Source organism: Streptomyces africanus (assembly GCF_030816955.1).
Classification (GTDB): Bacteria; Actinomycetota; Actinomycetes; order Streptomycetales; family Streptomycetaceae; genus Streptomyces; species Streptomyces africanus.
Genome location: NZ_JAUSYP010000001.1, coordinates 5,277,271 through 5,289,916, shown reverse-complemented (window position 1 = coordinate 5,289,916; position 12,646 = coordinate 5,277,271). Strand labels below are relative to the sequence as shown.

The window sequence follows — 12,646 nt, the reverse complement described above, 5'->3', positions numbered from 1 at the left end:
CGAAGCCGCCCTCAGCCGCGAAGCCCTCGCCTCACCCGGCGGGGGCTTCACCGCGCAGGCGGCTCAGCTCCTCCATGGCTTCGCGTTCGATGCGCGCGATGTCGTGGAGGACCGTCCCTGCCCGCGCGAGGCACTGCTCATCGCCCGACTCACCGGCGTTCGTGATGAGCGCGGCCACGTCCGTCCACAGACCCGCCGCCTCCGAGTACAGCGCGTGCCCGGTGCGCAGACGGCCGCTGTCGAGCCACTCGGCGCACTCGGCGAGGAAGTCGCGGTACAGGTTCCGGAACAGGGCGCCGCCGGTGCCGGCCTTCTCCATCAACAGCGCGGCCTGCGGCAGGTCCCGCCGCGGGTCGTCGGTGCGCTGGAGCCACGTGCGGACGAGCTTGCCGGCCTTCTCGATGCCCCGGTGGCCGAGGTTGGCGATCGGCGGGTTCAGGAAGGCGTCTGCGCAGGCGGTGACGGCGGGGACGATCCGGCTCCGCGGGTCTGGCACCTTCTCCGCAGCGGTGAGCGTGAACGACCGGTGCCTGGCGGTCATCGGTCCGCGCGCGGCCCGGGCCCGGGCGAGGCTGCTCAGGCTGGTGGACACCGCGCCGCCCTGCTGGTCGGTGTCGACCAGGTAGGCGTCGTGCTCGTCGTAGCCGTACAGGGCGACGACGTGACCGCCGAAGTGCACCTTCGAGGTGAAGTAGTCCAGGTGGTAGCTGTCGAGCTGGAGTCCGACGGGCAGTCCGGCGTCGATGGCGGTCGCCACGTTCTCCCACGCCTTACGGGCGGAGCCGGTCTGCTGGACCGCGAGTTCCAGCCCGAGCCCGGCGGCCAGGTTCCTGGTGAGCTCGAAGGGCTTGACGCGCCCGCCCAGGAAGGGGAAGTCCATGTTCTTGCTGTCCCAGTAGATGAAGGACAGGCCGGACCCGAGGCCGAAGAGCATGGGCTCGGACAGATCGAGCCCCTGATGCCGCAGCAGCACACCCAGAGCCGACGTCTCGCAGTGCTGCGTGCCGCGAGGCTCGACGCCCTTCACCGTGGTCATGCCCTTCCCTCCTGGACGCGGATGCGGCCCCCTGTCACCCCTCCGCGATCACCACGGCCGAGGCGACACCCGCGTCATGGCTCAGGGACACGTGCCAGGACCGCACTCCGAGCTCGGCGGCCCGCGCGGCCACGGTCCCGGTCACCCGCAGCCACGGCTGCCCACTGTCCTCGACACACACCTCGGCATCGGTCCACAGCAGCCCGGGCGGCGCACCGAGCGCCTTGGCCAGGGCCTCCTTGGCGGCGAACCGCGCGGCCAGGGAGGCGACCCCCCGGCGCTCCCCACTGGGCAGCAACAACTCCCGCTCCACGAACAGCCGTCCGGCCAACGCGGGCGTACGCTCCAGCGACGCCGCGAACCGATCGATCTCGGCGACGTCGATCCCGACCCCGATAATGCTCATGCCCAGCACCCTACGGCGAGTCCCGCCCCGCCTTCGGACTCGACGTGGCGACTAGCATGATCAGCATGGAATGGGACGGCCTCACCGACCGCGAGCGCTACGGGGACTGGTATCTGAAGGAGCGGGACCGGTTCGCGGACCTGGCCCGGGACGCCGACTGGGACGGCCTGTTGGGGGAGCTGGTGAAGAATCCCGAGCGGGTCAATCTCGCCCGCCCCGGGAACCGCAGCGGGTTCGCCCCACTGCACCAGGCCGCCTGGCACGGCGCCACGATCGCGGTCGTCTCCCGGCTGATCGCGCACGGCGCCTGGCGCACGCAGCGCACCCGGGACGGACGGCGCCCGGTGGACATCGCACGGGAGCGGGGTCACACGCACCTGCTGGAGCTTCTGGAGCCGGTCGCGGTGCGGCAACTCCCGGATCCCACCGAAGCGTTGGAGCGCCACTTCCACGCGATGCTGCGGGAGCGCACCGGCAGCTGCTTCGACGAGATCGAGCACCTCCTGCCACCGCTGTCCCCCCTGACGGAGGGTCTGGACGTGCGGATCTTCTTCCGGGTGGTCGGCATGATGGGCGGCTTCCACTACCGCCTTCACGCGGACATCGTGCACGTGCACGGCAGCTCGCGGATGGACGGCGACAACGGGGACTTCTACCACGTGACCCCCGACGGCTGGACCAAGCTCCCCTACAGCCCCAAGCCGCCGTCGCCCTGGACCTTTCCGTACTGAACCCCTGAACGTGAACTCCCCCTCCTCCTTGTACAGTTCGCGATGACCGCGATGTGCAAACCGCATCGCACGCAACGGGAGGAACGCACCACCATGAAGTTCAAGTCGCTGGGAATCGCGGCCACTTCGATAGCCCTCTTCGCCACGGCCCTCACCGGCACCGTCGCCGCCGCCGGCACCGCCGCCGCGGCCCCGCCGAAGGACTGCAGCAAGGCGATCGTCAACGTCAAGGCCAAGGAGACCGTCAAGGTCCGGACCTCACCGAAGACGTCCGCCACCGCCCTCGGCATCTGGGGCAAGGGCAAGCGCGGCGGGATCTGCAACGACGGCAAGGCCTACAAGGGCGGTTCGTACACGGCCTGCGGCAAGAAGAGCAACATGTGGTACTACGGCGGCGACAAGGTCAACGGCTGGGTCCCGAAGACCTGCATCAACTGGTGATCACCCGGCCGACCGGCTGAAGAGGGGCGAACGGCAGTCGGCCGTTCGCCCCTTTCCTCACTCCACCGTCACCGACTTCGCCAGATTCCGGGGCTGGTCCACCTCGTTCCCGCGAGCCGTCGCCAGCTCGCACGCGAACACCTGGAGCGGCACCGCCGTCACGAGCGGCTGGAGCAGCGTCGGCGTGGCCGGCACCCGGATCAGGTGGTCCGCGTACGGCACCACCGCCTCGTCCCCCTCCTCCGCGATGACGATCGTCCGCGCACCCCGCGCCCGGATCTCCTGGATGTTGGACACGATCTTGTCGTGCAGCACGGACCGCCCGCGCGGCGACGGCACCACGACGACCACCGGCAGATCCTCCTCGATCAGGGCGATCGGCCCATGCTTCAACTCCCCCGCGGCGAACCCCTCGGCGTGCATGTACGCCAGCTCCTTGAGCTTCAGCGCGCCCTCCAGCGCCACCGGATACCCCACATGGCGGCCGAGGAACAGCACCGTGTTCTTCGACGCGAGCGTGCGCGCCAGCTCCCGCACCGGCTCCATCGTGCCCAGCACTTGCTCCACCGCACCGGCGATCGAGGACAGGTCGCGGACCACCGCCCGGATCTCGTCCCCCCACTTGGTGCCCCGCACCTGGCCCAGATACAGGGCGACCAGGTAACACGCGACGAGCTGCGTCAGGAACGCCTTGGTGGAGGCGACGGCCACCTCCGGCCCGGCGTGCGTGTACAGCACCGCGTCCGACTCGCGCGGGATCGTCGAGCCGTTGGTGTTGCAGATCGCCAGCACCTTGGAGCCCTGCTCGCGGGCGTGCCGCAGCGCCATGAGGGTGTCCATGGTCTCGCCGGACTGGGAGATGGCGATGACGAGGGTCTGGGCGTCCAGGATCGGATCCCGGTACCGGAACTCACTGGCCAGTTCCACCTCGCACGGGAGGCGCGTCCAGTGCTCGATGGCGTACTTGGCGATCATCCCGGCGTGGAAGGCCGTACCGCACGCGACGATGACGACCTTGTCGATCTCCCGCAGCACCCCCGCGGGGATCCGCACCTCGTCCAGGGTCAGCGAACCGGAGCCGTCGATCCGGCCCAGCAGCGTATCGGCGACCGCCTTGGGCTGCTCGGCGATCTCCTTGAGCATGAAGTAGTCATAGCCCCCCTTTTCCGCGGCCGACGCGTCCCAGTCGACGTGGTACGAGCGGACGTCGGCGGGGCGGCCGTCGAAGCCCGTCACCGTCACCCCGTCTCGGCGCAGCTCCACCACCTGGTCCTGTCCCAGCTCGATCGCCGACCGCGTGTGGGCGATGAACGCGGCGACGTCCGAGGCGAGAAAGGCCTCGCCCTCTCCAACGCCCACCACCAGCGGCGAGTTCCGCCGCGCGCCCACCACCACGTCCGGCTCGTCGGCGTGCACCGCGACCAGCGTGAACGCGCCCTCCAGCCGCCGGCACACCAGCCGCATCGCCTCGGCGAGGTCCGCGCACGCCGAGAACTCCTCGGCGAGCAGATGCGCGACGACCTCCGTGTCGGTCTCGGAGGCCAGCTCGTGCCCCCGCTCCGCCAACTCGGCCCGCAGCAGGGCGAAGTTCTCGATGATGCCGTTGTGGACGACCGCGACCCGTCCCGCGTTGTCGATGTGCGGGTGGGCGTTGGCGTCGGTCGGGCCGCCGTGCGTGGCCCACCGGGTGTGTCCGATGCCCGTCGTGCCGGCCGGCAGCGGCCGGCCGTCCAGTTCCTTCTCCAGGTTGAGGAGCTTGCCGGCCTTCTTCCCCGTCGCCAGGCCGCCGTCGGCCAGCACGGCGACGCCCGCCGAGTCGTACCCCCGGTACTCCAGCCGCTTCAGCCCGGCCATCACGACCTCGAGCGCCGACTGCGGCCCCACGTATCCCACGATTCCACACATGGGCGGCAGCTTAGGGTCGTTTCCCGCGCCGAACCGGCCGCCGCGTGCCCGAAATCGGAAATTCCCACCGGGGTACGAACAGCTGGGCCCCCTGCTGTCAGACCTTCGCGCGATACGCCCTCATGGCCAGCGGATAGAACACGAGCGCGATACCCGCCGCCCACACCAGCGACCACAGCACCGGCTCCGCCACCGCCCCGCCGAGCAGCAGCCCGCGGAAGGCGTCGGACAGGTGCGTGACCGGGTTGACGTCGCTCCACGCCTGGAGCCAGCCCGGCATGGTGTCGACGACGACGAAGGCGCTGCTGGTGAAGGTGATCGGGAAGATGAGCGTGAAGGCGAAGGCCTGCACCTTCTCCGCGTCACCGGCCACCATCCCGATCAGTACCGCGCTCCACGACACGGCCGCGGCGAACACCACCAGCAGCAGCGCGCCGAGCAGGAACCCGCCGAAGCCGCCGGTGATGCGGAACCCGAGGGCCAGTCCGAGGCCGATCATCAGCAGCATCGCCCACACATGCTTCGCGAGGTCGGCGGTGATCCGCCCGATCAGCGGGGCGGAGCGCGCGATGGGCAGGCTGCGCAGCCGGTCGAAGACGCCCTTGGTGAGGTCGGTGTTGAGCGCCATGGCCGTGTACATCGTCATGAACAGCGTGTTCTGCACGATGATCCCGGGCAGCGCGTACTTCAGATACGCCTCGGGCGATCCGGCCATCTGCCCGCCCAGCACGTAGGTGAACAGGAAGACGAACATGATCGGCGTGATGCTGTAGTCGACCAGTTCGAGCGGGTTGTGCTTGACGGCGACCAGGCTCCGCCAGGCCATCGTGAAGGTCTGCCGCACCCCGGCGAGCGGTGGCACACGGCCCGAGGCGGTGACCGGCGCGGTGATGGTGGTGGCGGTCATGACCGGCTCACCGCCTTCTCCAGCGCGTCGTCGTCCTGGTCGGCCGCGCCGCCGTTGCGCTCGGGCTCGCCCGGTTCGGCGCGGTGGCCGGTCAGGGCGAGGAAGACCTCGTCGAGCGAGGAGCGGCGCAGGGCCAGCTCGCCCACCGCGATCCCCTCCCGGTCCAGCGCGCGCACGACGGCCGGCATCAGCTCGGGGTCCTTCACCGGCGCGGTGATCCGCTCGCCCTCGATCCGGGCCTCCGGGCCGGCGGCCCGGACCACCAGCGCGTGCGCCCGCGTGAGGTCCTGCCCGAGGACCGGCCGGAGCTCCAGCACCTGGCCGCCGACCTGGGCCTTCAGCTGGTCCGGCGCGCCCTCGGCGATCACCCTGCCCTTGTCGATCACCACGATGTCGTCGGCGAGCACATCGGCCTCGTTCAGATACTGCGTGGTCAGCAGGGCGGTCGCACCGTCCGCGACCAGGCCGCGCAGCAGGTCCCACAGCTCACCGCGGCTGTGGGGGTCCAGGCCCGTGGTCGGCTCGTCGAGGAAGAGGATGCTGGGCCGCCCGACCAGGCTGGCCGCGAGGTCCAGGCGCCGTCGCATGCCTCCGGAGAAGGTCTTCGCGGCCCGTCCGGCCGCGTCCGTCAGCTGGAAGCGCTCCAGCAGCTCACCGGCCCGCGCCTTGGCCTCCCGTCTCGGCAGCCCCAGCAACCTGCCGATGAGCAGCAGGTTCTCCGTGCCGGTCAGGTTCTCGTCGACCGCCGCGTACTGCCCGGTCAGCCCGACCGTGGCCCGCACGACCCCGGCCTCACGGACCACGTCGTGGCCGGCCACCCGGGCCCTGCCCCCGTCCGGGCGGAGCAGCGTCGCGAAGATCCGCACCGCGGTCGTCTTCCCCGCGCCGTTGGGGCCCAGCAGCCCGAGCACCGTGCCCTTGCGGGCCGCCAGGTCGACACCGGCCAGCGCCTCGGCGTCCTTGAACCGTTTGACCAGACCTTCCGCCTCTATCGCATACGTCATGGGTCACCCCTCGGCGTTCCTGGACCCCGGCCCGGGCCCACTTCTCCCACAACTGTGACGCACGCCACTGACATTCCTCCCCTTGGCCACTTTTCTCCCATAGGGGAGGCTCCGAGGACGCTGCGTGACGGATCCCACCTCACGGTCCGTTCGTACGCCCGTAACAATGGACTGTGATCTCTCCGGTCTCCTCGATGCCCCGGAGCGCCCACCGGCAGCGGCCGGAGGCGACTCCCTACGTCGACCTCACCCGAGCCGAGTGGAGCGCGTTGCGCGACAAGACGCCGCTGCCGCTGACGGCCGAGGAGGTCGAGAAGCTGCGCGGCCTCGGCGATGTCATCGACCTCGACGAGGTGCGGGACATCTACCTCCCGCTGTCCAGACTTCTCAACCTCTACGTCGGTGCCACGGACGGCCTCAGAGGCGCGCTCAACACCTTCCTGGGCGAGCAGGGCTCCCAGTCCGGCACCCCGTTCGTCATAGGAGTCGCCGGCTCGGTCGCCGTGGGCAAGTCGACGGTCGCCCGGCTCCTCCAGGCCCTCCTCTCGCGCTGGCCGGAACACCCGCGCGTCGAGCTGGTCACCACCGACGGCTTCCTGCTGCCCACCAAGGAGCTCCAGGCCCGCGGCCTGATGTCGCGGAAAGGATTCCCCGAATCCTTCGACCGCCGCGCGCTGACCCGCTTCGTCGCCGACATCAAGGCCGGCAAGGACGAGGTCACGGCCCCCGTCTACTCCCACCTGATCTACGACATCGTCCCTGACAAGAGGCTCACGGTCCGCCGGCCCGACATCCTGATCGTCGAGGGCCTGAACGTCCTGCAGCCCGCCCTCCCCGGCAAGGACGGCCGCACCCGCGTCGGTCTCGCCGACTACTTCGACTTCAGCGTGTACGTCGACGCCCGCGTCGAGGACATCGAGCGCTGGTACCTCAACCGCTTCCGCAAGCTGCGCGCGACCGCCTTCCAGAACCCGTCCTCGTACTTCCGCAAGTACACGCAGGTCTCGGAGGAGGAGGCCCTCGACTACGCCCGGACGATGTGGCGCACGATCAACCAGCCGAACCTGGTCGAGAACATCGCCCCCACCCGCGGCCGCGCCACCCTCGTCCTGCGCAAGGGCCCGGACCACAAGGTGCAGCGCCTCAGCCTGCGCAAGCTGTGACGCCCGGGGCAAAGGCCGGTTAGATAGTCGTCATGCTCCACCTGCGACTGATCACGCCGACCGGGCAGACCGACGACGTGCTGCGGCTGATCGAGAAGACGGTCGGCACCACCCACCTCGTCGTGCTGCCGGACGCCGCCCGCAACCCCGCCGGGGACGTCGTGATGTGCGACGTGGCGCGGGAGGCGGGCGACGAACTGCTCACCGGCCTGCGGGACCTCGGCATAGACACCACCGGTTCCATCGCCGTCGAGACCATCGACCTGTCGCTGTCGGAGCGGGCCGAGCAGGCCGAGGCCGACGCACCCGGCGAGGGCGCCGACGCGGTCCTGTGGGAGCACCTCAGCGACGCGACGCACGAGGAGTCGACCCTCTCCGTCACCTACCTCGCGTTCATCACCCTCGCCACGATGATCGCGGCCTGCGGCGTGGTCCTGGACAACGCGATCCTGATCGTGGGCGCCATGGCGGTGGGCCCGGAGTTCGGCCCGCTCGCCGGCATCTGCACCGCGATCGTCCGCCGCCGAGGACGCCCGGCCCTGCGCTCGGTGATCGCCCTCCTGGTGGGCTTCGCGGTGGCGATGGCGGTGACCGTCGGCTTCAGCCTCTTCATGGACGGCGTCGGACTGTTCACCCAGGCCAGGTTGGATGCCGACCGCCCCAACACCGGCTTCATCTACGCCCCCGACTGGTTCTCCTTCGTCGTGGCGGTCCTGGCCGGCATCGCCGGCACGCTCTCCCTGACCTCCGCCAAGTCGGGCGCGCTGGTGGGCGTGGCCATCTCGGTGACCACGGTCCCGGCCGCCGCGAACGCCGCCGTAGCCCTCAGCTACGGCGACACGAACCAGACCTGGGGCTCCACGGAACAACTCCTGCTGAACCTGCTGGGCATCATCGTCGCCGGCACGCTGACGCTGCTGACCCAGAAATGGCTCTGGTCGAAGCGACCATGAGGGGCGCGGGGAACTGCGCGACAAGCCACACACGACCCGCAGTCCGCACTCAGCGGAACCGCCACCCCCTACCCGCAAAGGCCAACTAGCCCAGCGCGGACTTCACCGCATCGGCCAACCGCCCGGCAACAGACCGAGCCTGCTCGATATCAGCCGCCTCCACCATCACGCGCACCAACGGCTCGGTCCCCGAGGACCGCAACAGCACCCGCCCGGTAGCCCCGAGCTCCCGCTCCGCGTCGGCAACCGCCGAGGACAGCTCGGCCGACGTCGTCACCCGGGACTTGTCGACGTCCCGCACATTGACCAGCACCTGCGGCAGCCGCTCCATCACAGAGGCCAGCTCCCGCAGTGGACGCCCGCTCTGCGCGACCCGCGCCGCCAGCAGCAGCCCGGTCAGCGTGCCGTCACCCGTCGTCGCGTGGTCGAGGATGATCACGTGCCCGGACTGCTCGCCCCCGAGGGCGAACCCGTGCTCCTTCATCTCCTCCAGCACGTACCGGTCGCCCACGGCGGTCTGCACGAGCCGGATGCCCTCGCGCTCCATGGCGAGCTTGAAGCCCAGGTTGGACATCACCGTCGCCACGACCGTATCGGCCCGCAGCGTGGACGCCTCCCGCATGGCCAGGGCGAGCACGGCCAGGATCTGGTCGCCGTCCACCTCCTCGCCGGTGTGGTCCACGGCGAGGCACCGGTCGGCGTCCCCGTCGTGTGCGATGCCCAGGTCGGCCCCGTGCTCGACGACGGCGGCCTTGATCTTGTCCAGGTGCGTGGAGCCGCAGCCGTCGTTGATGTTGAGCCCGTCCGGCTCGGCCCCGATCGTGACGACCTCGGCACCGGCCCGCTGGAACGCCTCGGGCGAGACCCGGAAAGCGGCGCCGTGCGCCTCGTCGAGGACGACCTTCAGCCCGTCGAGCCGGTTCGGCAGGACGCGCAGCAGATGCTCGACGTACCGGTCGGCCCCCTCCTCGGAGTCGCGCACGCGGCCCACTCCGGCCCCGGTCGGCCGGTCCCACGGGGCGCCGGTGCGGTGCTCCTCGTAGACGGACTCGATCCGGTCCTCCAGCTCGTCGGCGAGCTTGTGCCCGCCGCGGGCGAAGAACTTGACGCCGTTGTCGGGCATGGCGTTGTGGCTCGCGGAGAGCATCACACCGAGGTCGGCGCCGAGTTCGCCGGTCAGGTACGCCACCGCCGGTGTCGGCAGCACGCCGACCCGCAGGACGTCCACGCCGGCGCTGGCGAGGCCCGCGACCACGGCGGCCTCCAGGAACTCCCCGGACGCGCGCGGATCACGCCCGACCACCGCGGTCGGCCGGTGCCCCTCGAACGTGCCCGCCTCGGCCAGTACGTGCGCCGCGGCCACGGAGAGGCCGAGGGCCATCTCCGCCGTCAGATCCGCGTTGGCGACACCGCGCACGCCGTCCGTGCCGAAGAGTCGTCCCACTGTGGTGTCCTCCGAATTGCGAGAGAGTGCGGCTCCGGTACATCCCCGGGGACGGTCCGACATCCGCAGGGGTTGTGTACGGGAACGCCCCGACGGCACAGAACGTGCCGCCGGGGCGATCGTTGCGAAATCAGGCGCAACGTTGCGAAGACAGTCGCAACGACAGCGACGCGATTAGCGCTTGCTGTACTGCGGGGCCTTGCGGGCCTTCTTCAGACCGGCCTTCTTGCGCTCGACCGCACGGTCGTCGCGCTTGAGGAAGCCGGCCTTCTTGAGCGGGCCGCGGTTGTTGTCGACGTCCGCCTCGTTCAGCGCGCGGGCGACACCGAGACGGAGCGCACCGGCCTGGCCGGAGACACCGCCACCGGCGATGCGGGCGACGACGTCGTAGCGGCCCTCGAGCTCGAGCACCTTGAAGGGCTCGTTGACTTCCTGCTGGTGCACCTTGTTCGGGAAGTAGTCCTCGAGGGTGCGACCGTTGATCTTCCACTTGCCGGTGCCCGGGACGATCCGGACGCGGGCGATGGCGTTCTTGCGACGGCCCAGGCCGGCGGCCGGCTGGGGCTCGCCGAAGCGGGAGGCCATGGACTCCGAGGTGTACTCACCCTCGACGGGGACCTCGGACTCGGTGGTGTAGCTGTCGATGTCAAGCTCTTCGAGCGGCTGCTCGGCAGTGGTCTCGGCCACGATTCTCCTCAGATTCTCTTCAGTCTTAGGGGGTGGCCGGACTTACTGCGCGACCTGGGTGATCTCGTACGGCTGCGGCTGCTGCGCGCCGTGCGGGTGCTGGTCACCCTTGTAGACCTTCAGCTTCGAGAGCATCTGACGGCCCAGAGTGTTCTTGGGGAGCATGCCCTTGACGGCCTTCTCGATGGCCTTCTCGGGGTTCTTGTCGAGCAGCTCGTCGTAACGGACGGAGCGCAGACCACCCGGGTAGCCGGAGTGGCGGTACGCCATCTTCTGGGTCCGCTTGTTGCCGGACAGGTGCACCTTGTCCGCGTTGATGATGATGACGAAGTCACCAGCGTCGACGTGGGGCGCATAGATCGGCTTGTGCTTGCCCCGGAGGAGGGTCGCTGCGGTGGTGGCGAGACGACCCAGGACAACGTCCTGAGCGTCGATGACGTGCCACTGGCGCGTCACATCGCCGGGCTTGGGGCTGTACGTACGCACGGTTCGTAGCCTTCGCTTCGAGTGAATGGTCCTGAACAGGTCACCGAAACGATCACGACAGCCTTGACCGCACAGCGGTGACGCAAACCGCGTGCTGGTCGCTGGTCATCGGCCCGGTGGACCGGTGTAAGGGCCCGTCCCGTGAGAATGAGCAAGCCAATACACAACGAAAGAGCAGAATACCGGGGCTCACCACAAGGGTCAAAACGCGGGATCATCGCCGCCGGTCGACTACGGAGACGAACAGGCCGGCACAGAGGGTCACGGCCCTCCGCAGCGTCCGGCGCCGCACCGGTCGCACGTACGGAAACACCGACGACAGCAGCACATCGGCGAGCGCCCCGGCGCACCGGCGCGGCAGACAGCCGCCGCCGCGCGGCCGACGCAGCACCCGCAGCACCCCGGCCGCGACCGACGGCCACACCCCGATCGCGGCCGCGGCCGACGGCCAGGACCACAGGCACACCAGCAGCACTCCGGTCGGCAGCAGTCGTCCCAACCACCCGCAGATGTCGCCTTTGCCCGTCCGCATGGGAGGAACGCTAGGGGCTCCGGGGCCCGTCCAGGCGGACCAGCACGCCCCATGTCCCGTCTAAGATGCGCCCCATGAGCTTTGGGCAGGGGGGACCCCAGTCCCAGTGGGATCCATGGAAACCGCAGTCGCAGCAGCCCTGGAACAGCGGGGGCGGCCAGTCTCCGGACTGGGCCGCGCTCGCCGAGGCGTCCGAGGCCCGTAACAGGCGACGCCGGCTGTTCCTGGTCGGCGGCGGCGCGCTCGCCACCGTCGCGATCGGCGCCGCCGTCGCCGTGGCCGTGGTCTCCGCGGGTGGCGACAGCAGCCAGGCGGGCAGCCCGACCTCCCAGGTGCCCTCGGCCGACATCCCGAGCGAGTCCGCCTCGGCCCCGTCGTTCGCCCCGACCAGCGCCCCGCCCCCGCTGGACCCGAAGGACTTCATCGCCAGCGCCAAGAAGGACACGGCTCCGCTCAGCCCGGACACCCTCTTCCCCGGCACGCAGCTGACCATGGGCGAGACGACGTACAAGAAGGGCCCCACGGCCGACACGAAGAACTGCGCCTCGGCGTCGGGCGGCACGCTCCCGAAGATCCTCACGGCGAACGACTGCACGCGCCTGATACGCGTCACCTACTCCGCGGACGGCATAGCCGTGACGGTCGGCGTGGCGGTCTTCGACACCGAGGCGCAGGCCGCCAAGGCCAAGGGCCAGACCAACAAGAAGAGCTTCGTCAAGTCGCTCTCCGGCGGCGGCGTGAAGCCCTTCTGCGAATCCGGGTTCTGCCGTACGACCAGCAACTCCTACGGCCGCTACGCCTACTTCACCAACGCCGGCTTCACCAGCGGCAAGGACGTGACGACGAAGGACACCGAGGTGTTCGCCACGGGCGACAACCTCCAGCTGTTCACCTTCCGCCAGATCCACCGCCGCGGCCAGGCGCAGGCGTCGGCGGCGGCCAACGGGTGAC

The 12,646-nt window shown here is 70.1% G+C and carries 14 protein-coding genes; 5 read left to right on the top strand and 9 right to left on the bottom strand.

Going from position 1 to position 12,646, the window contains the following annotated elements:
- Nucleotides 1-31: 31 nt before the first annotated feature.
- On the bottom strand, nt 32-1,036 hold the full coding sequence (locus QF034_RS24735; RefSeq protein ID WP_307176989.1) for a BtrH N-terminal domain-containing protein: 1,005 nt from the start codon (nt 1,034-1,036) through the stop codon (nt 32-34).
- Nucleotides 1,037-1,070: 34 nt separating this feature from the next.
- Nucleotides 1,071-1,442 (bottom strand): holo-ACP synthase, encoded by a 372-nt coding sequence (locus QF034_RS24730; RefSeq protein WP_086565408.1) that lies wholly within the window; start codon nt 1,440-1,442, stop codon nt 1,071-1,073.
- Nucleotides 1,443-1,507: 65 nt separating this feature from the next.
- Here QF034_RS24730 and QF034_RS24725 point away from each other — a divergent pair, with 65 nt between their 5' ends.
- A complete protein-coding gene (locus QF034_RS24725) occupies nt 1,508-2,173 on the top strand; it encodes an ankyrin repeat domain-containing protein (RefSeq protein WP_307176988.1) in 666 nt (221 codons plus the stop codon).
- Nucleotides 2,174-2,266: 93 nt separating this feature from the next.
- Nucleotides 2,267-2,614: a hypothetical protein gene (locus tag QF034_RS24720; protein ID WP_307176987.1), complete on the top strand. Its 348-nt coding sequence runs from the start codon at nt 2,267-2,269 to the stop codon at nt 2,612-2,614.
- A gap of 57 nt (nt 2,615-2,671) precedes the next feature.
- Here QF034_RS24720 and glmS read toward each other — a convergent pair whose 3' ends face one another.
- The 3 genes from glmS to QF034_RS24705 form a co-directional block, all read right to left on the bottom strand.
- Nucleotides 2,672-4,519, bottom strand: coding sequence for a glutamine--fructose-6-phosphate transaminase (isomerizing) (gene glmS, locus QF034_RS24715; protein ID WP_307176986.1), 1,848 nt, complete (start codon nt 4,517-4,519; stop codon nt 2,672-2,674).
- 97 nt (nt 4,520-4,616) lie between these two features.
- On the bottom strand, nt 4,617-5,426 hold the full coding sequence (locus QF034_RS24710; protein ID WP_307176985.1) for an ABC transporter permease: 810 nt from the start codon (nt 5,424-5,426) through the stop codon (nt 4,617-4,619).
- Nucleotides 5,423-6,430, bottom strand: coding sequence for an ATP-binding cassette domain-containing protein (locus tag QF034_RS24705; RefSeq protein WP_307176984.1), 1,008 nt, complete (start codon nt 6,428-6,430; stop codon nt 5,423-5,425). Before QF034_RS24705 ends, QF034_RS24710 begins: the two co-directional genes overlap by 4 nt.
- 194 nt (nt 6,431-6,624) lie before the next feature.
- On the opposite strand from QF034_RS24705, the gene coaA reads away from it, so the two are divergent.
- Nucleotides 6,625-7,593 (top strand): type I pantothenate kinase, encoded by a 969-nt coding sequence (coaA, locus tag QF034_RS24700; protein WP_307179964.1) that lies wholly within the window; start codon nt 6,625-6,627, stop codon nt 7,591-7,593.
- 32 nt (nt 7,594-7,625) lie between these two features.
- The gene (locus QF034_RS24695) at nt 7,626-8,546 is read left to right on the top strand and encodes a DUF389 domain-containing protein (RefSeq protein WP_307176983.1); all 921 of its coding nucleotides are present in this window, start codon (nt 7,626-7,628) and stop codon (nt 8,544-8,546) included.
- Between the two features lie 85 nt (nt 8,547-8,631).
- On the opposite strand, the gene glmM is transcribed toward QF034_RS24695, so the two are convergent.
- The 4 genes from glmM to QF034_RS24675 form a co-directional block, all read right to left on the bottom strand.
- Entirely contained in the window at nt 8,632-9,990 is a 1,359-nt protein-coding gene (gene glmM / locus QF034_RS24690; protein ID WP_307176982.1) for a phosphoglucosamine mutase, read from the bottom strand.
- 174 nt (nt 9,991-10,164) lie between these two features.
- Nucleotides 10,165-10,677 carry a 30S ribosomal protein S9 gene (gene rpsI, locus QF034_RS24685; RefSeq protein WP_020276276.1) on the bottom strand — a complete coding sequence of 171 codons (513 nt, stop codon included), beginning with the start codon at nt 10,675-10,677 and terminating at the stop codon, nt 10,165-10,167.
- A 42-nt stretch (nt 10,678-10,719) separates the two neighbouring features.
- Nucleotides 10,720-11,163 (bottom strand): 50S ribosomal protein L13, encoded by a 444-nt coding sequence (gene rplM, locus QF034_RS24680; protein WP_010036634.1) that lies wholly within the window; start codon nt 11,161-11,163, stop codon nt 10,720-10,722.
- A 214-nt stretch (nt 11,164-11,377) separates the two neighbouring features.
- Nucleotides 11,378-11,695 carry a hypothetical protein gene (locus QF034_RS24675; RefSeq protein ID WP_307176981.1) on the bottom strand — a complete coding sequence of 106 codons (318 nt, stop codon included), beginning with the start codon at nt 11,693-11,695 and terminating at the stop codon, nt 11,378-11,380.
- Nucleotides 11,696-11,769: 74 nt separating this feature from the next.
- On the opposite strand from QF034_RS24675, the gene QF034_RS24670 reads away from it, so the two are divergent.
- Nucleotides 11,770-12,645 carry a hypothetical protein gene (locus QF034_RS24670; RefSeq protein WP_307176980.1) on the top strand — a complete coding sequence of 292 codons (876 nt, stop codon included), beginning with the start codon at nt 11,770-11,772 and terminating at the stop codon, nt 12,643-12,645.
- Nucleotide 12,646: the final 1 nt, after the last annotated feature.